The organism is Shewanella gaetbuli (assembly GCF_023284065.1).
Classification (GTDB): Bacteria; Pseudomonadota; Gammaproteobacteria; order Enterobacterales; family Shewanellaceae; genus Shewanella; species Shewanella gaetbuli.
In genome coordinates this window covers 281,219-304,527 of the sequence record NZ_JAKIKP010000003.1, presented here as the reverse complement: position 1 = coordinate 304,527, position 23,309 = coordinate 281,219, and the positions used below count along the sequence as shown (strand labels likewise).

Below are 23,309 nucleotides of genomic sequence, written 5' to 3'. Positions count from 1 at the left end.
ACCTTTGATGCATCAACAGATGCAACAAATGCATCACATATTATTATAAATATACCAGCAATTAATTGATGATTTGCCCTGCGCAAATTCAACAAACGATATGCAAGGTAACTTTTTAAACAAGGAATTAAGTTGTGAAGACCAAACTATCATTGGCGATAACTGCCGCACTACTTTCAAGTGCAACATATGCAAACACCCAATACACTGGGTTAAAATATTCTCCTGAATTACTTGCAACAGATAACTACAAAAAATCCACCGTGCGCTCAAGTAGTGTCACAGCGCCTCAACGCTTTATTGTGGAGCTATCTTCTCCTGCAGTTGCACTTTACCAAGGTGGGATTAATAACTTATCGGCTACTGCATTAACCTCAAAAGACGGTAAAATTGATGTCCAATCTTCGCCGGTAAAAAATTACGCGTCATATTTGGCAACCGAGCAAAGCCAATTTGCTAACGCATTAAGCCAAAAAGTCGCTAATGCCAAGGTAGAGCGCAAATTTAAAACCCTATTTAACGGTGTCACTGTTGTTGGCCAAGGGCTAAGTATTGAAACACTAATGGCTTTACCTGGCGTAAAAGCCGTTTACCCAGAAACCCTATACCACATCCAAATGGATGCATCACTTGATGTTATTAATACCCAAGCTATGTGGACTGCCGTTAGCGGTATGGAAAATGCGGGTAAAGGCATTAAAGTGGCGGTTATTGATGGCGGTATTCGTCCAGAAAACCCGATGTTTTCAGATGAAGGCTTTGAAGCGCCTACAGGCACTTTACCTAACGATGATTACTGCTCAACCACTGACAGTGATTTCTGTAATAACAAGTTAATTGTGGCTCGTTGGTCTGCGCCTACATTCCCTGTGTGTGCTGATGAACACATGAACCCAACGGATTACGGCGGACACGGAACTCACGTAGCAGGTACCGCAGTAGGTAACCAAGTTGACATTACCTATGAAGGTGTTGATGTTACCGTTTCTGGTGTGGCACCTGCAGCTTATTTAATGGCATACAAAGCTTTATATACTGGTGAAGACTGTTCAGGTGGCAGTGGTTCAAATGTCATGTTAATGGAAGCATTAGAGCATGCGGTTAATGATGGTGCTGATGTTATTAACAACTCTTGGGGGGGCGGAGCGGGTGCTGATCCTGCAAGTAGCCCATACAAGACTATGTTTGAAGCTGCTGAAGCGGCTGGCATTGTGGTGGTGAGTGCCGCGGGTAATGATGGTAATGGCGCAAAAACCATTGGCTGCCCAGCTTGTATTGAGTCAGGAATTTCGGTTGCCAATAGCACAACAGGACGCTTCTTTGCTAACTCTTTCAATGCCGGTGGTGAAGACTTATTAGCCATCCCTGGTTCTGATACTGAAATTGAAATGGACATTGCTGCACCTATTGTGGCGGCAATGAATGTGGATGAAGCCAACTTTGAAGGCTGTCAGCCATTTGCAGCTGACACCTTTAAAGACAGCATCGCGCTTATTTCTCGTGGTAGCTGTAACTTCAGCTTAAAAGCTGAAAATGCAATGGATGCAGGCGCTAAAGCGTTAGTGGTTTACAACAGCAGTGCTGGTGCGCCAATCACTATGTCTATGCCCGGCGTGACATTCCCATCAGTCATGGTTTCAAAAGCCGATGGCGAAGCGGTTATTGATTCATTAGGTGAAGATGCAACACAAGGCACTGTTTCTTCTGACATTAAGCGCATTGTTTCTACCGATTTAGCTGACATGATTAACCAATCAAGCTCTCGTGGACCGAACGGTAATGAAAACATCTTAAAACCAGATTTAGCTGCCCCTGGAACCAACATTTTATCAGCATATTCGCCGGATGCGGGCGGAGCAGACTTTAATGCAATTTCAGGCACAAGTATGGCCAGTCCACATGTGGCAGGTGCTGCGGCATTAATGACTCAATTACACCCTGATTGGTCAGCAAACGATATTAAAACGGCGTTAACCTCTACGGCTAAAATGGCAGACATTTTAGACTATGACGGTGAAACTCCTGCTTCACCTTTTGCAATGGGTGCTGGAAGAATGGATTTAGATGCTGCAGCTAAAGCGGTATTAACATTCGACAAGCCTTCTATTGCGGCTGATTCTTGTGTGGGCATGTGTACTTTCACTCGCACGGTTTATAACAAGAGCGATGAAACAACATCATGGTCATTAGCGGCAAAAGCTGATTCTGCAGGCATCATGATTTCACCTTCAACATTAGATATAGAAGCTGGTGGTTCTGCAACCTTCACCGTAACCGTAGATTCAACTTTCAGCACTTACGGTGATTGGATTTTTGGAAACGTAATGTTGACCAGCAATGATGGCCTTCAAAATGCTCAGCTTCCTTTAGCGGTATTAGCCAAAGAATCGAGTGATTCTTCATTGATCAACACCTTTACTACTGACACAGATATCACCACGGCAGATGAGTTTGAAGTAAAAGCTGTGATTAATAACACCATGTTCGAAAATACTGTGACAGTTATTGCCAAAGCGCCTGAAGGCACTATGCTAACGGGCGAAGATGATGTCTCTGTTATGGTGAATAACGCGACTCAAAATGGTATGTCAGTCAATGCTGATAAAGGGGTTATTACTTGGGTTGGCTCAATGGAGTTGCCTGAAATGGTATCTACCCATGGCACAGGTTCTTACCCTAACATTGTTGGTCTAGGGTATGGTTACACTCCGCCTTGTGCAGATGGTTGTGACGAGACCCAGTTTGTCTTCAACGTTCCCGCCTTTAAGTATAATGGTCAAAGCTATAGCCAAATCACTATTTCTGATAATGGTTTAGTCATTCCAGGTAGCAGCACAACTTCTGGTACCTACGCTAATAAAGAATTACCCGATTCTAGCAACCCAAATAATATTGTTGCGCCATTCTGGTCTGACTTTGATTTATCAGACGGTACTGACGGTGATACCGGTGGTGGTACGGTGTCGATTGATGTTCTTGGTGGTGACAGCGGTCAGTGGGTCATTGTTGAATGGAATGACGCTCAGCTATGGAATGACCCATCTGGAGACCAATACAGCTTCAGCGTATGGTTTAAAACCGGTGACACTGAAGAGGTGACATTCAACTACTTCAAAGTGCCAACCATTCCAGCTGCATTAACTATTGGTGCAGAAAACATCGGTGGCACAATTGGTACAACTTATCACTTCAATGGTACAGGTGGTTCAGTCGCGCCAGGTGACTTTGTTGAGATCTCTTCTGCCGCGGCCGGTAGCGTTGAGTTAACGTATAACGTGAAAACGACTGACTTTAATCTGGGTCAAGCTGACATGCTTGAAGTAGAAGAAGATAGCGCGGCCTCAATTGATGTTTTAGTTAATGATGTTAAAGCAGATCAAAAAGTGGCTCGAGTACAAATTGCAGGTGACGGCATGACAGCAAAAGCGCAAAGCTTAATTGATGTTCTACCCGCCGGAGAGTTAACTAACTTAACGTTAGCCTCAGAAGCCAGTAATGGTACAGCAATGATTGCTGAAACAGGTGGTGTAACTTACACCCCGAACGCTGACTTCTTTGGAAGTGACTCATTTACTTATACCATGGAAGATGCTGAAGGGAATGTCAGCAACCCTGTGACCGTAAATGTAACAGTAACCAATGTTAACGATGCTCCAACCGTTGCTCCGTCTGGGTCTAATGGTATTGAAGAACAAACCCTAACGGTTAACTCAAATGCTGCCGATATCGATAGTGAGGAGTTAACCTATACGTGGACACAAACATCAGGCCCATCTGTCAGCTTTGATGCTTCAGCAAAAGACATTAGTTTTGTGGCACCATCTGTTGGCACCTATTCATTTACTGTGATGGCAAATGATGGTGAGTTTGACAGTAACTTAGGTGCGGTATCGGTTGAAGCTACAGCAAAACCTGACACCTCAAGTGGTGGTGCATTAGCTTGGCTAACAATGCTATTACTCCCATTTGCAGGTTTACGTCGTCGTAAAGCGGCATAATGTTAAACTAAACCTAGGTTTTTGATAGTAAAACACGAAAAAGGACTCTCATGAGTCCTTTTTTATATTCACAATGTTATTTAAATTGACTTAACTTCTTAAGCCAATACCTCTTGAAATAAGATAGTAAGCTACAAACCATAATACGGCACAAAAGCTCACCATAATCCCAATAGATAACGGTACGCTCATATCTGCAAAACCTAAAAAGCCGTAACGGAACACGTTAATTACGTAGACTACAGGGTTCAACGCTGACACCCCTTGCCAAAAATCAGGTAACAATGACAACGAATAAAATACGCCGCCTAAATAGGTTAGCGGGGTTAATACAAAGGTTGGAATAATACTAATATCGTCATAGCTTTTAGCAAATACCGCGTTAATTAATCCGCCCAAAGCAAACATCACTGAGGTTAAAAAGGCGGTTAATAATACTAACCCTGCATGGTGCAAGCTAATATCCACAAAAAACATGGCCACTAAAGTCACTATGCAGCCAACGATTAAGCCACGGGCAACACCGCCACCTACATACCCAGCAATCATCACATAATGCGGCACTGGGGCGACCATAATCTCTTCCAGATTTCGCTGAAATTTAGCACTATAGAATGACGATGCCACGTTCGAAAATGAGTTAGTAATCACTGACATCATAATTAAACCGGGAGCAATAAACTCCATGTAGCTAACGCCCCCCATTTGACCAATTCGACCACCAACCAAATTACCAAAAATAAGAAAATACAGCGTCATGGTAATCGCTGGGGGGACTAAAGTTTGTACCCAAATTCGGCTAAAACGATTTATTTCTTTGGTTAAAATACTTTTGAAGGCAATTAAGTATATTGATTTCATTATTTTGCCTCCTTAGCTTTTTCAACTAACTCGACAAATAATTCTTCTAATCTATTGGCTTTATTACGCATCGACATCACTTCAATATTCGCTTGAGACAGTAAGGTAAAGACATCATTAATATTGTTATCTTTAACCACATCAATTTCTAAAGTATGTGCATCAACTAACCGACATTGGATATTGCCTAAATCAGGAGCCTGCTGAATATCTTTGCGTAAATCTAAAATAAAGGTTTCCATGTTTAGCTTACCGAGTAAGGCTTTCATTGTGGTGCATTCCACCAGCATACCTTGGTCGATAATGCCAATATTGCGGCATAACATTTCAGCTTCTTCTAAGTAGTGAGTGGTTAAAATAATGGTTACCCCTTCACTATTAATTTGTTTTAGAAAATCCCACATTGACCGGCGTAATTCAATGTCTACCCCCGCGGTAGGCTCATCTAATATCAGCAGTTTTGGCTCATGCATCAGGGCACGGGCAATCATCAATCGGCGTTTCATACCACCTGATAACTGCCTTGCTTGTGAATTGCGTTTTCCCCATAAATCTAATTGAGTCAGGTACTTTTGCGCTCGTTGCAATGCCACATCACGTTTAACTCCGTAATACCCTGCTTGGTTAACAACAATTTGCTGCACCGTTTCAAACTGATTAAAGTTAAACTCTTGCGGAACCAAACCAATACATAGCTTTGCTTGTTCTAACTGCTTATCAATATCAAAGCCAAAAACGCTCACTTCACCTTGCGTTTTTTGTACTAGCGAGCTGATCACACCAATGGTGGTAGATTTACCTGCGCCGTTAGGGCCAAGTAAGGCAAAAAAGTCGCCCTTTTTCACGGTTAAGTTAAGACTTTTAATTGCCTCAACACCACCACGGTAAGTTTTTTTCAAGTTATTGATAACTAATGCATTGGCGTGTTCGCCCATGGTATTTCCTCTACTGAAAAAACAAAAACTCCCGCATTAGCGGGAGCTTTATTAATACATTAAAATTAATCTAACGGAATGACTTTAGCGATATAAGGTAAATTACGATATTGTTCTGCGTAATCAATACCATATCCAACAATAAACTCATCCGGAATGGTCATGCCAATAAAGTCTACTGGCACATCTACTTCACGACGTTCAGGCTTATCTAACAAAGTACATAACGTCAGGCTTTTAGGATTACGTAAAAGCAATATTTCACGTACCTTGTTTAAGGTATTACCTGAATCAATTAAATCCTCGACGATCAGCACATCTCTGTCAGCAATATCTGATTGCACATCTTTTAAAATTTTCACATCACGCGAACTGGTCATTGCGTTGCCGTAACTAGAAACTGACATAAAATCAATTTCAACATGGCCTTTAATACGGCGACATAAGTCAGCCATAAAAACCACTGAGCCTTTCAATAACCCGACCATTAGTAAACGTTCGCTATTAGCATAATGCGCATTAATACGCTCAGCTAGTTGGTCTAGAGTGTCGTTGATTTCATCTGTTGAAATCATCTGTTCAATTGTGTGTTTCATACAATTCTCAATTGTCGATATCGTGGGAGGCTTCATTGCCATAACCCCAGCGATTTGTCAGTGCGTGTGCAATACCCAAATGATCCAGAATTCGGGAAACCATGAAGTGTACCAGATCTTCTATCGATTTGGGATTATGATAAAAGCCTGGCGCAGCCGGCATAATTGTCGCGCCGTTGCGAGTCAGGCTTAGCATGTGTTCTAAGTGTATGGCACTAAAGGGAGTTTCTCGCGGAACAAGTATTAATTGTCCTCGCTCTTTTAATACAACATCTGCGGCTCTTTCGAGTAAATTATTACTCATACCAGTAGCGATGGCCGCTAATGAACCTGTAGAGCAGGGGCAGATCACCATTTGCTTAGGTGCTGCGCTGCCTGAAGCTGGCGGTGAAAACCATTCATCTTTACCCAGTACAATGAGTTCGCCTTGAATGTCACTCTTTTGCTTGGCAAAGTATTCCAGTAATTGTTGTTTGGCTTTTTCAGGGTTGGCGCTTAATTGCAGCTCATGTTCTGTCGCCAGTACCACTCTTGCGGCACTGGAGACCATTAAAAACACTTGATAGTCAGCAAGCAGCAAGCACTCTAATAACTTGATGCCATAGGGTGCGCCAGAAGCGCCGGTCCAAGCTAAACTAATTGCTTTTTCTCTTTTAAGATAAGCCATGATATTCCTTATTGCTTGGGGAGCAGCGCATCAATTAATAATGGATGAATGCCATTAAACCCGCCATTACTCATCACCACTATGGTGTCACCCGCTTTAGCCGTTTGGCTCACTTGGCTAACAATATGGTTAATGTCATCTGACACGGTAACGGGAATGGTCGCTGAGCGCATATTTTCGGCTATATCCCAACCCACATTGCTGGCTTGATATAGCCATGCTTCGTCGGCCAATGCCATTGACTGCGCTAAGGTATCTTTATGCACACCACTTTTCATGGTGTTTGAACGTGGCTCAAGCACCACTATCACTTTGCCCTCACCCACTTTAGCCCTTAGGCCTTTTAGGGTGGTTTCTATTGCGGTTGGGTGATGAGCAAAATCATCATAAACATCAATATTATTAGGCGAGGCCAGTAATTCTAATCTGCGCTTAGGAGGGCTAAATTGCGTTAGCGCTTCAATGGCATGTTGTGGGCTCACCCCAACATGTCGTGCAGCTGCAATCGCCATGGTGGCATTTTCAATATTGTGTTGACCAATAAGCTGCCACGTTAATATCCCTTGAGATTCCCCTTCAAAGAACACTTCAAATACATGGCCGTCGGCTTCAATACATGTCCCTTGCCAACCGCTATTATTGGTTTGACTCAAGGTTTCTTGCTCACTCCAACAGCCCATATCAATCACTTGCTGCACTGCTGGGTTATCTTGCGGCCAAATGACTTTACCTTCACTGGGTACGGTGCGAATAACATGGTGGAATTGACGTTGAATCGCGGCTAAATCGGCAAAAATATCCGCATGATCAAATTCAAGATTGTTAATCACTAGTGTGCGAGGCTGGTAATGAATAAACTTAGAACGTTTATCGAAAAATGCGCTGTCATATTCATCGGCTTCAACCACAAAGAAAGGTGAGTTACCCAAACGTGCTGACACGCCAAAATTTTGCGGCACACCACCAATTAAAAAGCCCGGTTCATAGCCGCAATATTCGAGTATCCACGCCAACATGCTTGCCGTAGATGTTTTACCATGAGTACCTGAAACAGCTAACACCCAACGTTGTGGCAAAATGTGTTCAGATAAAAATTGCGGTCCTGAAGTATATTTAAGGCCTTTATTTAATACCGCTTCAACACACGGGTTGCCTCGGCTCATGGCATTACCAATAACAACAATATCAGGTTGATTAACCCCCTCTTCACCCAATTGGCTTGGGTCAAAGCCTTTAATTAACTCAATACCCTGTTGTTCTAATTGGGTGCTCATTGGCGGGTAAACGTTGGCATCACTACCAGTAACTTTAAAACCTTGGGCGCGGGCTAATAAAGCTAGTCCACCCATGAAGGTGCCACAAATGCCGAGTATATGTACGTGCATGAAAAAACTCTAATCTACCATCAGTGGCGCTTATTCTACCGAGTCACTGTGCTATTGTCAGTTAACTATGGTTTATATTTTAACTTAACCGCCAATTCAAATTGACACCTAAGCGGCACTCAGAAATTCAGCTCTGGTTGCTGCATTGGCTTTAAAGTTTCCGCCCAATGCCGTTGTTTGCGTATTGGAAGTGGTATCCATAATTCCACGAGATTTGACACAATAATGAGTGGCCTTTATGGACACGGCGACATCTTGGGTTTCCAGTAATGTTTGCAATGCCACCAGCACCTGTTGAGTTAACCTTTCTTGCACTTGAGGACGCTGAGCAAAAAAGCGCACAATGCGGTTAATTTTAGATAATCCAATGATTTTACTTTTGGGAATATAGGCGACCTTCGCGACTCCATCAATCGTAATAAAGTGATGCTCACAGGTACTAACCACACTGATATCACTCACTTTAACCATTTCTTCAACGCCCATCTTATTATCTATCTGGCTGATTTTCGGAAAGTTCGCATAATCAAGCCCAGAAAAGATTTCATTAACGTACATTTTGGCTATGCGATGTGGGGTTTCAGCTAGGCTATCGTCGGTTAAGTCTAGCCCTAAAGTAGATACCACTTCGGTCATTAACCCTTTAATACGCTGATATTTCTGTTCACTGGTCATATCGCTGGGTATTAGTGGGGTTTCTAAACCATGTTCAATTAATGCATGTTGTACTTTTTTGGCTGAGTCTGAAATATAAGCGGCTGTTGATGACATAATTTCGCCCTCTAAAATTATCTGGATTTACGCTTAAGCTTATAAAGCTTTAAATGAATGAATTAACGACGATGCTCTAATGACAATGACACTGAATCAGCAAACCTAAGCGCATGGGGTTTATCAATAGTGACCTTAGCTAAAGTGACTGATGGATGTTCACTGCAAATATCCACTACATCAGCAACCAACTTTTCAAGTAACAAAAATCGCCCTTCTTCTACATGTTGAATGACTTTTTTGGTGATAATTTTGTAATTTAGCGCATCTGCAACATTGTCAGACTGAAATGACTTATCCGCGGGATAGTGAATCTCAATATTAATCACTACATCTTGCTGCTTTTCACGCTCTTCAGGGTTAAACCCAATATAGGTTCGTAATCTCAAGTTAGTAATATTAATTACCGCCTGGCTGTATGACCCTTGGCTATGGTTGGCATATTGATTCGACACAGTAAAATCCCAATAAAAAAAGTAATCTTGCCGGTAAATACGTCGACTCAGTAATAAAGGTTCATTGAAATAATGCAAAAAACAGCCACAATAAAACACTATATTGAAATAAGGACCCATTAAATAAGTGTTGGCCAATATAAGATCTAATATTCATTAACGCTCGTATACACCAATAACCACTGAGAGCTAACAGCCTAGGAGTCAATATGGGGTCTACACCAGAGTTAACCATTTTTTACGACAGTGCTTGCCCATTATGTTCAAGGGAAATGGCGCAGCTGACTGAGCACGACCGCTTACACAAGATTCAATTAGAAGACCTAAACGCCCCAGACTTAAGTGAACGTTTTCCACACCTCAATTTAGAGGCTGCCAATACCATATTACATGGACTAACCGCCGATGGCAGATGGGTGTATGGTCTTGATGTAACCGCAATGGCTTGGGGGTTAACCGGTAAACATTGTTGGGTAAAACTACTGCGTTTACCTTTAATTAAACCCGTGGCAGACAAAGCTTATTTAGCCTTTGCTCGCAACCGCTACAAGCTTTCTTATTTGCTGACAGGTGAACAACGTTGTGAAACCGGCTCATGCCAAATTAATAAGTCATAATAATGACCGAGCTAAGGCAAGCACCACATCAGGGAACTCAATGCGTGATAATTATTGGCGCATCTTCAGCTATCGCTCGGGCAATGATGTTTGAGCTGATTCAACAAGCCTATGATGACTTAAGCTCAATGCAGTTAATTACCGTCAGTCAACAAGCTGAAATTGATGCAGAGATAACTCAAGTTATGGCGCAAACTAGCTTGATTTCACATCACCATTTTCAGTGCGACTACCAACAACACAGTATTAAAACAGTTGTAGGCAGTATTAACGCTTTAATGACGGCTAGCATAGATAATGCGCCACTATTGATATCAAAAATACTCATTTGCAATGGCGTACTACACACAAGTGAACTGATACCTGAAAAGAAACTTGAAGATTGCTCCGCTGAAAACCTACTCACCATTTTGCAATCTAATACCATTACCCCTATGTTGTGGCTCAGTGAGTTAGTTGTGCTGGTGAGTAAACAAAAATCCCCCTGTTACCTAGTGATTTTTAGTGCCAGAGTGGGCAGCATTAGTGACAATTATTTGGGCGGTTGGTACAGCTATCGAGCATCAAAGGCCGCATTAAATATGCTAGTAAAAACAGCCGCTATTGAATATGCGCGCAGAGCCAAATCGGTAAAATTATTGGCGTTCCACCCCGGTACAACTGACACGCCATTATCAAAACCATTTCAAGCAAAAGTCAGTCCGGACAAATTATTTACCCCCGAGTTTGTTGCTCAACAACTGATTAAAATTCTTACCACTTTAGACATTGACGGCCAAGCCAGCTTTATAGATTGGCAAGGTAAAAACATCAACTGGTAATCACCCCGTTGTCCGTTAATTTCCCTCTAATAACCGCAAAGCTGACAACAAAATCAACGCACTAACCAAGTGCAATGCTGCACCATTACATTGCAATACCTTTGCTGCATTATGAGGCATACAATCATAAAGCATTGATAGTTATAGACTAATAAAAATGGCATAACATTCGCTTAACATTATTCAGATAATCAATCATTTAATACCTTGTCCCGATTTAAGGATTAAATGAACAATAAACTTTGAGGGAAGAAGATGAAAAAATCATTACTACAAGCCGTTGCGTTATCAAGCACATTATTATTAAGTGGTTCAGCATTAGCTGAAGTCTCTGCCAATATTGGCGCGACCTCTAATTACTTATGGCGTGGTCAAACGCAAACAGATGACTCTGTAGCAGTTCAAGGTGGTATCGATTACGGTCATGAGTCAGGCTTTTATGTTGGTGGTTGGGCTTCAAATGTCGACTTTGGTGACGGCACCACTTACGAAGCAGATGTTTATCTTGGCTTCGGACAAGAACTTGATAGCGGTTTTATTTATGATATTAGCTACCTTTACTATGCCTACCCTGACTCTGATGATAGCTATGACTTCGGTGAAGTAAGCTTAACATTAGGGTATAAGTGGTTTGACGTGGGTTACTCTACCGTGGTTAATGCAGACTCTGATGTGTCTGGTGCTGAAGACGAAACTGATTGGAACTACTTACAAGCTAACTTAACCATTCCGGTATCTGATACTTTAAGTGTTGGTTTACATTATGGTTATTCAAGCGGTGACGTTGTAGAAGATTTAAATGGTGACACTTATTCTGACTACAATGTGTCATTAAGTGCTGATACTGATATTGGTACAGTATCATTTATGGTTTCAAGCACAGATTTAGATGAAGACGATGCTAAAGTTGTGCTAGGATATTCATATGGATTTGATTTATAAATCTTTTTGAATAAATCAATTTATAGAGTAAACCTACTATTTAAAAAGTAATTTTACATTGGCATGTTAAGTTACTTTACGCCACCCCTCGGGGTGGCGATTTTATTTCTAGCCCCTAAACCACCTACTTCAGTAGGTGGTTATCATCAATAAGGCTTTGCCTGAATATCCACTCATGTTATTTGAACTCTGACTTTCCAAACTCCGTTTGGATTAACATCTCAGGATTCCATCCTGAACCGGCCAAAAGGGTATCAACAGCAATCCCCTCTATACTCTTTATTAAAGAAATTAGCCCTGCCGCCCCAGGCGAAAAATGCTGAAAAGCGCATAATTTTCGATGGGGATTGATCCAGCTTTTAACTTCGTTGGTATCTGCCTTCGGTCATTGTCGGCAAATACAAAATCTCTCTAACGCTTCCGATAGGTATCTGAAGTAAATGGATTTACAAATGTCACGGTGGCAGGGATGCCAAGGAGTGACCGAGGCCTAACGTAAGCTAACTTGGCGTCCATGCCAAGCTCACGAACTTTTCTCGATGCCCTCAATTCACTTTGAATTTGAAAGTTTTTACGTCTAATTAGATGCAAACAAGGTCAAATCGAAGAGTCGAAAATTTCAGATGTAAGCGCGACGGTGACTACTGACCGCCATGGATGGTGGGAATGTCAAAATTTGTCTGGAACAAATTTGACCATGACATGGCGAAGTTTCACGGTGTGAAACGCTTTGAGCGAGAGGCATGGATGCCGAACTGGCTGTTTAACATGGATGTTATTCGTCATGGCCGAGCTTTCAGGGACCTTTTGATTTATATAAAGAGTGCAGCGTGTCACGGTCGTGCTTGCACGATAGGTCGCTCTTTCACATCTGACCCATAGGGATATGGGAAATGTCAGTGTGATGTATGGAACATCACTGACCATGTGATCGCGACATTCCGTTCATCCTGAACATCCCTGCGGCAGGCAATTGATTAGATTGAAGCTATGAACTTTTAGTCAAACTTAACGGTTCAAGCTAAGACTTATTCACGTTACAGTAGACAACGCCCCCTTTTAGGAGGCTAAATTAAAACCACCTTCTTCAGAAGGTGGATTCTTTACTTCCCCCCTCAAAAATATCATTAATACATGCTCTTTAGTCATAGCCATTAATAAAATCTTTCTTGGACGTAGCGAACTAAAAAATAACTGCTAGGCTAATTTATGAGAAGGTAAAAAATATTGCTTAACTTGGGCAAAATATTTTGCTTTTCTCTTCAGTCAAACTTAGTTAGAAAGAGCTCATTGGTTTAGGGACATTCTCAACCAAAAGTAATGAGGGTTTTAATATGGCTAATATTAATGAAAGAGTTCCAGATGATACTGAAATTGATGCGATGACGTCACCTCGAAACGCCAAAAGCGCTGAAAATCTGCGTCATAAACGTCAAGTTAAACGCCGTCTAGATGATTACCTAGAGCAAGCACAATTACGTAAAGCGATTGGAGATGATGACTTTTTTTAAAAGTCCTGATTAATACCAATCTTGATTGGTATAAAACCATCGTATATTGCGATGGTTTATTGCTATTTGTGGCTCCCTACAAATAACCCGCTTTCTTATACACCCTTCAGCTAAACACTGTGGTTATTGAAGGTTATTAGGTCAAAACATGCCAAATGCTCTAACGCGTTACCAGCAAGATATACGCTATTTTTCTGATGAATTAATTCGCATTCAAACCCCAATAAAAATTTTAGACTCCATCAAGTGGCCGCGAGAAATCGAAGATACATTTTTATCAAAGCAACAAAAACAACTCCCAGAAATAAGCCCTGACTTTTATCAAAATATTCCTGTGTCATTTAATCGCGAGAGCATTCAGCAATCTCTTAAAGATTTACGCCTAGCCATTCAAAAACGCCTAGGTAAAAAAGATCCCTTAGGCAATATTTTGATTGCCAATGTTGAACAATACCTGATTGTTGTCGATATGCTGAACAACCGTGGCACCCCCACTTTTGGTAAATTGAGCCAAGAACTTTACGGTAGTGCAAGCCACAAACTGCATAACGATCGCCATACACTCAAACAATTGGGCGACAGATTAAGCCACATATTCTCATTGCCAGCAGCACGGCACATGAATAAACAGCATCCCAAAGTTATTACCGCTCAACAGGCTGTTGATCACCTCAGTAACCGTTTAGTTAACTATTTTCATGATGATGAAATTCACGTAACGCTCAGTGATGGTATTGTGTCCGATGCGGCGGTAGGCGGCGATACCGTAAAAATTAATACTCGCGCCATGTTCAGCGAGTCTGATTTAAACGTCTACGAGGTTCATGAAGGATGGGTACACGTGGGCACGACTTTAAATGGCAGAGCCCAGCCTCACGCAACATGGTTAAGTGTCGGCTCGCCTCGTGTTACCGCTTCACAAGAAGGGTTGGCGGTACTAATGGAAATGCTAACCCTCAGCTCTAACCCTGGGCGAGCAAGGCGCATCAGCGACCGCGTTTCAGCAGTACATATGGCAGAACAAGGGGCAGATTTTATTGAGGTTTATCGATACTTTAGAAACCTGCATTTAAGCTCAAAAGACAGTTACCGTGTTACTCAACGGGTTTTTCGCGGCGGTATGGTTCAGGGGGGCAGTTTTTTCACTAAAGATATTTCATATGTACGAGGTTATGTTGAAAATATCAACTTTATCCGTAGCGCCATTACTACTGGCTTACCCGAATTAATTCCGATGTTATTTTTAGGCAAGCTAGCCATCGAAGATATACCTGTGTTATTTCAAGCCTATCAGCAAGGTATTATTGCAGGGCCTAAGTACTTGCCACCTATGTTTGCCGATATTAGTGGTTTGTATGCTTGGTTTGGCTTTGCATCAGGCATTGGCAACATTGATTTAAAAGGCGTGCAGCGTCATTTTGCGAGATCATTCAGTAAAGTCTCAGTTAACACTCCAGAAGCTGAGCTATTTGAAGACGCAGAGTTTGATAATAATTCAGATTAATCCCCCATAAAAATACCAAAAAATAAAGGTATAAATGTTGCCATTTATACCTTTATTTTTAGCGAATAAACTAGGGTTAACTATTAGCTTGTTTTAACGCCTTTTGCTTAGCAAAATACTCTCTGGTTAATCCAAATACCACAGGGCTTAACAAGCATAGCGCAACTAAGTTAGGTAATGCCATCATGGCATTTAAGGTATCGGCTAATAACCAAATGAACTCAAGTGAGCTAATCGCACCAATCGGGACCACTAAAGTGAATATCACTCTAAAGGGCTTAACCGCTTTTTCACCAAATAAATACTGGACACACTTTTCACTGTAAAAGCTCCAGCCTAAAATGGTGGTAAACGCAAATATTGCTAAGGCGATAGCCACAATATAATTACCCATTGGCAATGCATGTGAAAAGGCAAACGAGGTTAATGCAGCGCCGTTTTCTCCCGATGTCCAAGCACCAGATACAATAATCGCTAAACCGGTAATAGAGCACACAATAATGGTGTCAATAAATGTACCCAGCATTGCCACTAAGCCTTGCTTAACAGGGTTGTTGGTTTTAGCTGCCGCGTGAGCAATAGGTGCACTACCTAAACCCGCTTCATTAGAAAACACACCACGAGCAACACCAAATCGAATTGCAGCCCAAACAGCGGCACCAGCAAAGCCACCTTGCGCGGCAACAGGATTAAATGCGCTGTGAATAATCAATTCAAATGCGGCAGGTATTTGGTCAATATAAACCACCAATACCGCTAAACCTGCGGTGATATAAAACACGGTCATTAATGGCACCAGTTTACCTGCCACTTCAGCAATACGCTTAATTCCGCCCATTAGTACCGCACCAACCAGCACCATTAATACCACACCGGTAATCCAACTCGGTACGCCAAAGTTGCTGGTTAACGCATCTGCTACCGAATTTGATTGCACCGTATTACCAATACCAAAACCGGCAAACATCCCAAAGAAAGCAAACGCGGTTCCTAACCAAGCCCATTTTTTACCAAGGCCATTTTTGATGTAATACATAGGGCCACCAACATGGTTGCCATTGCTGTCGGTTTCACGAAATTTAACCGCTAATACGGCCTCTGAAAACTTAGTTGCCATACCCACTAATGCAGTGCACCACATCCAAAATAATGCCCCGGGTCCACCAATCATAATAGCGGTTGCCACACCGGCAATATTACCGGTACCAATAGTAGCTGAAAGCGATGTCATTAAAGCATTAAACGGGCTGACATCACCTTTGTCAGCATCGTCTGTTGAACGTCCAGACCAAAGCAACTTAAAGCCGGTGCCTAGCTTTAGGATTGGCATTAATTTCAAACCAATTGAAAGAAATAATCCTACACCTAAGATCATCAGCAGCATGGGGATACCCCATACAACACCGTTAATCCAATTTACAATACTTGTGACCGCTTCCATTAAAAACCTCTAAAGAGTTAAATTATTATGTTTATTGTTTTTTATATTTGTTGATTGCTATTTTTTGATTGCTAAAAATAATATTACAGGTCAATTTTCAGCAATTTTTTAGATTACCCCGATTAGACTAATTTTAGCAACAATCATAGAGGTAAAATCCATGTTACAAGCCCAGTTAGAGTGCTAATGCTCAACAATAGCAGGCCTAAAGGGTGGTATTAATGAATAAGTGGCGGAGTTAAAAAATGTAATAGCTAAGGCTTATAGATTTCGACGTCTTGTTATTCAGGCGGTAAAGTATGTTGAATATGGCTTAAACAACTTGCACAAATGCACTGTTGTTGGGCTGCAAGTGAAGCTGTTAGCTCAGGATTTACCGATAAATACTGACGAATGATAGTCGTTATAGAGACTTCTGATTGCATACACCAACAAGATGAAGGCGCTGCCCCCGCAGAAATTGCACACTGATTAGTTTTTTGGCAAATGGGACAGATATCTGCTGACAATTGACACCTTCTTTACTGAAGTAATAATACCAATTGTAATACACAACTGAAAACTTACTTATGATGATTGGTATAAAGCCCTTATAAACGTTGATAAGGGCTAATATCTGGGCAGTTATTTAGGTCGCACCCCTAGGGTATGACAAATTGCATAGGTCAATTCGGCGCGGTTTAGGGTATAGAAATGGAAGTCTTTCACGCCTTCTCTGGCTAATACTTTCACCATATCAATGGCCACGTTTGCCCCCACTAACTGGCGCGTACCTGGATCATCATCTAACCCTTCAAACTGACGGCTTAACCAATGTGGAATGGCAACATTAGTCATATCGGCAAAACGTTTAGTTTGTTTAAAATTGGTCACAGGTAAAATGCCGGGGACAATTTCAACATCAATACCTGCGGCAACACAGCGGTCTCTGAAACGTAAATATGACTCAACATCAAAGAAGAATTGAGTAATTGCCCGATTAGCACCGGCATCTATTTTCTTCTTCAAATTAATTAAATCTGCTTGAGCATTACGAGCATCAGGGTGGACTTCTGGATAAGCCGCGACTGAAATATCAAAATCAGCTACTGAGCGCAGTAAACGCACTAAGTCATTGGCAAAGCGAGTAGGTTTTGGGCTGCCGTCAGGTAAATCACCGCGCAGTGCCACAATGTCTTTAATACCTGAGTTCCAATAATGCTTTGCCAATTCAACTAACTCTTCATCGCTGGCATCAACGAGGGTTAAGTGAGGCGCAGCAACTAAGTCGGTTTCTTGTTGAATACGCTCAATAACACTGTGAGTACGGTCACGCACACCACTATTAGCACCATACGTTACCGAAACAAATTTAGGATTTAACGGCTCTAGTCGACGAATTGAGTTCCATAGAATCTTTTCCATCTCTGGAGTTGAAGGCGGGAAAAATTCAAATGACACATTAATATCGTTTAGCTCAGATAAACTCTGATTTAACGACTGCGAGTGCTGTGCGTGGTGAAAAGCCATTATGTAATTCCTTCAACTGCATCGATAAATTATCGATAGACTAAAAACTTGGTATTCTTTTAAATTGGACGTTTAGACGTCTATATGTCTACATAGTAATTTAACTGGGGATGATGTCAAGGGTAAATGTACACTGTATTTGCGGTTCGATGATGCAGATTGATCAATCTTACGATGAAAAAAAAGCAAGACAGTCATGTCTTGCTTTACTTACCATTAAAACACACTGTAAATTCTGTTGTTATTCTTGCAAAAGATCGCGGCAAATATGCACTAAATCTGATTGTACCGCTGCTGCAGTAACCTCCCGCCCAGCACCGGGGCCGCGAATGATCAATGGATTGCCTTGATAAAATGCACTACGGATAACAAACACATTATCACCTGGGGTTAAGTTAGCGTAAGGGTGTTGACGGTCAACCCACTGAATACCCACTTCAGCCGTCAGCTTACCGTTCACTTTATCTAACGAGGCCACGTAACGTAATACTTTATCTTGCTCCGCTGCGGCAATAAATTGTTGCTGCATAACGTCGTCAAGCTCATGTATACGGGCAAGAAAGTCATTCAACGAAACATCGGCCAACTCAGCTGGTACTAATGATTTTAATTGAATATCTTCAAGCTCAATGGCTAAGCCAATTTCACGTGCCAAAATCAGTAGCTTACGCTGCATATCTCGGCCCGATAAATCATCACGCGGGTCGGGCTCGGTAATCCCTAAGCCTTTCGCTTCTAACACTAATTCAGAAAATGGCTTTTTAGCGTCATAATTTTCAAACAACCAACATAATGTGCCAGAAAAAATCCCGCCAACTGCTTCAATAGTATCGCCGCTATTATGTAAATCATTGAGAGCGTGTTGAATGGGTAAACCTGCACCACAACTGGCATTGTAGCGCCAAAACAACCGGCGATTACTTAGCTGTTGCTTAAGCTCTTTATAAAACGGCAACGGCCCTGAACCAGCAAGTTTATTCGCACTAACAACATGAATACCACGAGCAAATAACTCTGGGTATTGCAGGGTTAATGAAGCACTGGCACTGATATCTAACGCAACAACTTCATCGCAAGACAAGCTTTCAATTTGAGAAAAAAGCTCATCATATGTCCATGATGTAGCGTATTGCTGATATTGTTGCTGCCAATTATTTAAGTCTATACCGCTATTGCTCACCAATGCCGTTTTTGAACTGACTAACCCCACCAGTTCCACTTTGGCTTCTAACTCTTTATTCAAGCTAGCCTGAGCACGATTAAATAAATCAATCCACGCTTCACCAATATTGCCTACACCTAATAACAACACCCCGATACGCATTCTTGGACCAGCGCAACGGCGATGCACTTTTTGGGTTAACAAGCCAACTTGGCTTTGAGGCACTAAGGTTACTAAGCTTAAATTATCTTGATAAACCGGTTTGGCATCTCGGCTTAATAAGCGGGCAAAACTGCGACGATATAGTTCAGCATCAGCACTAACCAATGCTACTAAACCATAATCATCTTGTATATTAAGCTCATCAATTTGGTAGTTACTGCTAATACGATTTAGCAAAGATTGCACTTGCTTTTGGTTTTCTAAAGTCACTGCTAATTCAAATTTATGCTGCGCTAATGACCAATAAGCTAATGGGGTTAAACCCGCTTGAGTAAACTCCTCAATAAGCGCATCTAGCTCAACTTGGGCTTTAAAACTGAATAACACAACTTGATTTAAACTGGTAACAACTGGCGCGCTTGCTGAAGAGCTTTGCGGTGCAATTAAGGTAAAGTCAGTATGTGAGGCATAACTAGAACGAACCGCTAAGCTCACTTCAGTATTAAATAATGGCTGCAAAGTACGAGAATGTAATACCGGAGAACCCAGCCTTGCTAATCTGTCGGCCTCAATTAACGACATACTTTTTAATAATTTAGCATCATTAATTTTATTGGGGTCAGCGTTAAATACTCCTTCTACATCGGTCCAAATTGTCACTCGGCCAATGTCGGCTAAACTGGCAATCAAGGTGGCACTATAATCAGAGCCATTACGCCCTAATAATAACGTGTCACCTTTATCGTTAGCGCAAATAAATCCGGTGATCACTAAACGTTCATTTGGGTGAGCATTTAACAAGGCTTGTACTTTCTCGCGAGACTCTGCCATACGAATATTCGGCACAGCGCCTTCGTCAGCGACTAAAATAGAGCAAGCATCAACATGAGATGAAGCCACGCCAGACTCTCGCAACAAAGCAGCCATCAGCCTTGAAGACCAACGCTCACCAAAGCTAACCACTTGGCTAACTTGGTAGTCTGAGCGGGTTTCTAGCGACAGTAGACTAATTAATTGTGACTTGTCGGTTGATAAGCGTTCACGCAGATCACGAGCTTGTTCGTTTGATAACAGCTGCTCAATTAACGTTTGTTGATAGCTAATTAATGTTTGCAGCTCTTCTTGCCATAACTGACCCGACTCACGTAAATTCAGCAGCTTATATAAAAAATTAGTACTTTTACCTGCCGCTGAAACTACAATTAAGTCGTCACTATGACCGTGGGTCAATAGAATGTGCGCCACACGGCGGTAGCAGTCAGCATCAGCTAAACTGGAACCACCAAATTTATGTAAATGACCACGCGCCATCAATAACTCCTTAAACTTGATTAAACGGCTGCAACTGCACCAAGTGCATTTTGAATATCAGCCACTAAATCTTCACCTGCTTCAATACCCACAGATAGTCTCAATAAAGTGTCTTTAACACCAGCTTCAAGACGCGCTTCAGGCTCCATTGCTCTGTGGGTCATTGTTGCTGGAACGGCCACTAAGCTTTCCACTCCGCCTAAACTTTCAGCAACACTGAATAATGATAAAGCATCTAAAAATGCCACTACTGCAGCCTCGCCACCTTTTAGCTCAAAACTTAACATGGCGCCAAAGCCTTTTTGTTGTTTTGCCGCAATATCATGTCCAGGATGTGAACTCAGTCCTGGATAGTAGACTTTTTCAACAACATCACTTTGACTGAGCACTTCCACGATACGTTGTGCATTGGCTTGATGTTCGCGAATTCTAACCGCTAAAGTACGAATACCTCTCAAAGTGAGATAACTATCAAAAGCAGACCCTGTTAACCCTAAGGTGTTCGACCACCAATGTAATAATTCACCTATTTCAGGGTCTTTTGCCACAACCGCACCGCCAACAACATCACTATGTCCATTAATATATTTAGTGGTTGAATGCACCACAATGTCAGCACCTAGCGTTAATGGCTGCTGCAAAATAGGTGATAAAAAGGTGTTGTCGACTGCCAATAATGCCCCTACTTGTTTAGCGGCTTTGGCTATGGCTTCTATATCCACCACACGTAATAACGGGTTTGAAGGGGTTTCTAACCAAATCATTTTAGGGTTTTGGCTTATTGCTTCTGCAAGGGCTTGTGGATCGGTTTGATCGATCACCGCTAATTTAAACTGCCCTTTTTTAGCCAAATTGGTAAACAATCGATAACTACCACCATAACAGTCGTGCGGCACCACTAATAAGTCATCTGGCGAAAGTAAATTGGTCACTAAAGTGATGGCGGCCATGCCAGTACATGTCACTACGCCGGTATCACCTTGCTCTAATTTGGCAATGGCATCCCCTAAAATACAACGCGTCGGATTACCTGAACGACTATAATCAAATTCACGTGGGTTTTTATGCCCATCAAATGAGTAATTGGTTGATAAATAAATAGGCGGCACAACTGCACCATATTGTGTGTCACTTTCAATACCCTGGCGCACGGCGATGGTGGCACTATTTTGTTCAGGGGAAGGCTTGGTCATGGTGGGCTCCTAAAGATTACTAACACACAAAGAGATGTCTAGATGGCTAAATTTACCTAAGTGAAATGCTCAGGTCAACAAAAATAGACGTTTAGACGTCTAAACATCAAGAAATCTATTTGCAATGTGCACTAAAACACGGCAATAATTTGACTAGAGATTCTAAGGGTTTAAAATCTGCACCGTATTTTAAGTTAAGGGTGAATTAATGACTGAGTGGAATGGCGACTATATTAGCCCATATGCCGAGCACGGCAAGAAAAATGAACAAGTAAAAAAAATCACAGTATCAATCCCTTTAAAAGTATTGAAAGTACTGACTGACGAGCGTACTCGTCGTCAAGTGAATAATTTACGCCACGCAACCAACAGTGAATTGTTATGTGAAGCATTTTTGCATGCCTACACAGGGCAACCGTTACCCGATGACAACGACCTGTCTAAAGACCTTCCTGACAGTATTCCACGGGAAGCAAAAGCTTTGATGGATCAAATGGGCATTGAATGGGAAGACCTAGAGTAAGTTAACTTTATACAAAGTTATTCAACTCCCGTTTATCATTAAGCAACCATATCGGTTGCGACCAAAGCAGCACATTACAATCCACTGGATTTAGTTTGATATTGTCAAACTAAATCCAGTGGATTGTAATTTTTATTGGCTCAAATTTTACCCGACAAGTCACTTATGTTGATAGACCCGCACACCTTACTTTTGGCATCACTAATCATCTTTTTAGGCGCAATAACCCAAAGCTTAATCGGTTTTGGTTTAGCCGTTGTGGCCAGCCCTTTGCTTTACATCGTTGACCCGCAATTGGTTCCTGCTCCGGTAATATTAATGGGCTTTGCCATTTCATTACTGACCCTAATGCGTGAACGCGGCCATTTAGAGTTTAACGGCTTGCAATACGCGCTATTAGGGCGAATTCCCGGAGGCTTTTTAGGCGCGGCATTATTGCTATTTGCGCCACAACCCATACTGGGACTAGCCATTGCCGCTATTGTGCTAATTGCAGTGTTGTTAAGTGTGTTAAAGCTTTCGGCACCAGTGAATCGGTTAACCTTGTTTATTGCCGGAATTGTCTCGGGCATTTTTGGTAACATTGCCGCCATTGGTGGGCCGCCAATGGCGATATTATTATCTGGTAAAGATGCAGGGCAGTTTCGTGCGGCGTTATCGGCTTTTTTCATTTTTAGCTCATTAATTGCTTTTGCTATTTTAACCATGGTGGGCTTAGTTGAAATGAAGCACATTTGGCTTTCTTTCATGTTACTCCCCTCGGTATGCGCTGGCTTTTTAGTTGCAGGAAGATTGGTTGGTCGAGTGGATAAACAAAAAACGCGCAATGCCACCTTATTATTATGTACCGTCAGTGCGCTGGTATTAATAGGCAAGTCTGTGATGAATCTATAACATGAAAAACATTAAGCCACCTAACAAGGTGGCTTAATAAGTGATGATATA

General features: G+C 41.8%; 20 protein-coding genes. 8 read left to right on the top strand and 12 right to left on the bottom strand.

Annotated elements, in window-relative coordinates; genetic code table 11:
* Window positions 1-134 precede the first annotated feature (134 nt).
* Entirely contained in the window at window positions 135-3,998 is a 3,864-nt protein-coding gene (locus L2672_RS06285) for a S8 family serine peptidase (protein ID WP_248994977.1), read from the top strand.
* A 90-nt stretch (window positions 3,999-4,088) separates the two neighbouring features.
* Here L2672_RS06285 and L2672_RS06280 read toward each other — a convergent pair whose 3' ends face one another.
* The 7 genes from L2672_RS06280 to folX all read right to left on the bottom strand — a co-directional run bounded on the left by L2672_RS06280 (window position 4,089) and on the right by folX (window position 9,668).
* Window positions 4,089-4,859: an ABC transporter permease gene (locus L2672_RS06280; protein ID WP_248994976.1), complete on the bottom strand. Its 771-nt coding sequence runs from the start codon at window positions 4,857-4,859 to the stop codon at window positions 4,089-4,091.
* The gene (locus L2672_RS06275) at window positions 4,859-5,794 is read right to left on the bottom strand and encodes an ABC transporter ATP-binding protein (protein ID WP_248994975.1); all 936 of its coding nucleotides are present in this window, start codon (window positions 5,792-5,794) and stop codon (window positions 4,859-4,861) included. The genes L2672_RS06280 and L2672_RS06275 overlap by 1 nt, the downstream gene beginning before the upstream one ends.
* Window positions 5,795-5,859: 65 nt before the next feature.
* Entirely contained in the window at window positions 5,860-6,390 is a 531-nt protein-coding gene (gene hpt / locus L2672_RS06270; RefSeq protein WP_248994974.1) for a hypoxanthine phosphoribosyltransferase, read from the bottom strand.
* 7 nt (window positions 6,391-6,397) lie between these two features.
* Window positions 6,398-7,057, bottom strand: a complete 660-nt coding sequence (locus L2672_RS06265; RefSeq protein WP_248994973.1) for a flavin prenyltransferase UbiX — start codon at window positions 7,055-7,057, stop codon at window positions 6,398-6,400.
* Between the two features lie 8 nt (window positions 7,058-7,065).
* Window positions 7,066-8,442, bottom strand: coding sequence for a UDP-N-acetylmuramate:L-alanyl-gamma-D-glutamyl-meso-diaminopimelate ligase (mpl, locus tag L2672_RS06260; RefSeq protein ID WP_248994972.1), 1,377 nt, complete (start codon window positions 8,440-8,442; stop codon window positions 7,066-7,068).
* A 108-nt stretch (window positions 8,443-8,550) separates the two neighbouring features.
* On the bottom strand, window positions 8,551-9,213 hold the full coding sequence (folE, locus tag L2672_RS06255; RefSeq protein WP_248994971.1) for a GTP cyclohydrolase I FolE: 663 nt from the start codon (window positions 9,211-9,213) through the stop codon (window positions 8,551-8,553).
* Window positions 9,214-9,275: 62 nt separating this feature from the next.
* A complete protein-coding gene (gene folX / locus L2672_RS06250) occupies window positions 9,276-9,668 on the bottom strand; it encodes a dihydroneopterin triphosphate 2'-epimerase (RefSeq protein ID WP_248994970.1) in 393 nt (130 codons plus the stop codon).
* Between the two features lie 209 nt (window positions 9,669-9,877).
* On the opposite strand from folX, the gene L2672_RS06245 reads away from it, so the two are divergent.
* From L2672_RS06245 to L2672_RS06225, 5 genes are all read left to right on the top strand, one after another.
* The gene (locus L2672_RS06245; protein ID WP_248994969.1) at window positions 9,878-10,285 is read left to right on the top strand and encodes a thiol-disulfide oxidoreductase DCC family protein; all 408 of its coding nucleotides are present in this window, start codon (window positions 9,878-9,880) and stop codon (window positions 10,283-10,285) included.
* A gap of 44 nt (window positions 10,286-10,329) precedes the next feature.
* On the top strand, window positions 10,330-11,106 hold the full coding sequence (locus L2672_RS06240; RefSeq protein ID WP_338055587.1) for an SDR family NAD(P)-dependent oxidoreductase: 777 nt from the start codon (window positions 10,330-10,332) through the stop codon (window positions 11,104-11,106).
* Window positions 11,107-11,361: 255 nt separating this feature from the next.
* Window positions 11,362-12,048, top strand: a complete 687-nt coding sequence (locus L2672_RS06235; RefSeq protein WP_248994967.1) for a TorF family putative porin — start codon at window positions 11,362-11,364, stop codon at window positions 12,046-12,048.
* A gap of 1,334 nt (window positions 12,049-13,382) precedes the next feature.
* The gene (locus L2672_RS06230) at window positions 13,383-13,559 is read left to right on the top strand and encodes a PA3496 family putative envelope integrity protein (protein ID WP_248994966.1); all 177 of its coding nucleotides are present in this window, start codon (window positions 13,383-13,385) and stop codon (window positions 13,557-13,559) included.
* Window positions 13,560-13,707: 148 nt separating this feature from the next.
* A complete protein-coding gene (locus tag L2672_RS06225; RefSeq protein WP_248994965.1) occupies window positions 13,708-15,063 on the top strand; it encodes a flavohemoglobin expression-modulating QEGLA motif protein in 1,356 nt (451 codons plus the stop codon).
* Between the two features lie 76 nt (window positions 15,064-15,139).
* Here L2672_RS06225 and L2672_RS06220 read toward each other — a convergent pair whose 3' ends face one another.
* The 5 genes from L2672_RS06220 to metB form a co-directional block, all read right to left on the bottom strand.
* On the bottom strand, window positions 15,140-16,504 hold the full coding sequence (locus L2672_RS06220; protein WP_248994964.1) for an alanine/glycine:cation symporter family protein: 1,365 nt from the start codon (window positions 16,502-16,504) through the stop codon (window positions 15,140-15,142).
* Between the two features lie 281 nt (window positions 16,505-16,785).
* A complete protein-coding gene (locus L2672_RS06215) occupies window positions 16,786-17,013 on the bottom strand; it encodes a cysteine-rich CWC family protein (protein WP_248994963.1) in 228 nt (75 codons plus the stop codon).
* A 115-nt stretch (window positions 17,014-17,128) separates the two neighbouring features.
* Window positions 17,129-18,013: a methylenetetrahydrofolate reductase gene (gene metF / locus L2672_RS06210; protein ID WP_248994962.1), complete on the bottom strand. Its 885-nt coding sequence runs from the start codon at window positions 18,011-18,013 to the stop codon at window positions 17,129-17,131.
* Window positions 18,014-18,254: 241 nt separating this feature from the next.
* Entirely contained in the window at window positions 18,255-20,648 is a 2,394-nt protein-coding gene (locus L2672_RS06205) for a bifunctional aspartate kinase/homoserine dehydrogenase II (protein ID WP_248994961.1), read from the bottom strand.
* 20 nt (window positions 20,649-20,668) lie between these two features.
* Window positions 20,669-21,841: a cystathionine gamma-synthase gene (metB, locus tag L2672_RS06200; protein WP_248994960.1), complete on the bottom strand. Its 1,173-nt coding sequence runs from the start codon at window positions 21,839-21,841 to the stop codon at window positions 20,669-20,671.
* 208 nt (window positions 21,842-22,049) lie between these two features.
* Between metB and metJ the strand changes: the two genes are divergently transcribed.
* Complete coding sequence (metJ, locus tag L2672_RS06195; protein WP_248994959.1) at window positions 22,050-22,364, top strand: met regulon transcriptional regulator MetJ; 315 nt, start codon at window positions 22,050-22,052, stop codon at window positions 22,362-22,364.
* Window positions 22,365-22,529: 165 nt separating this feature from the next.
* Window positions 22,530-23,258 (top strand): sulfite exporter TauE/SafE family protein, encoded by a 729-nt coding sequence (locus tag L2672_RS06190; protein ID WP_248995108.1) that lies wholly within the window; start codon window positions 22,530-22,532, stop codon window positions 23,256-23,258.
* Window positions 23,259-23,309 lie beyond the last annotated feature (51 nt).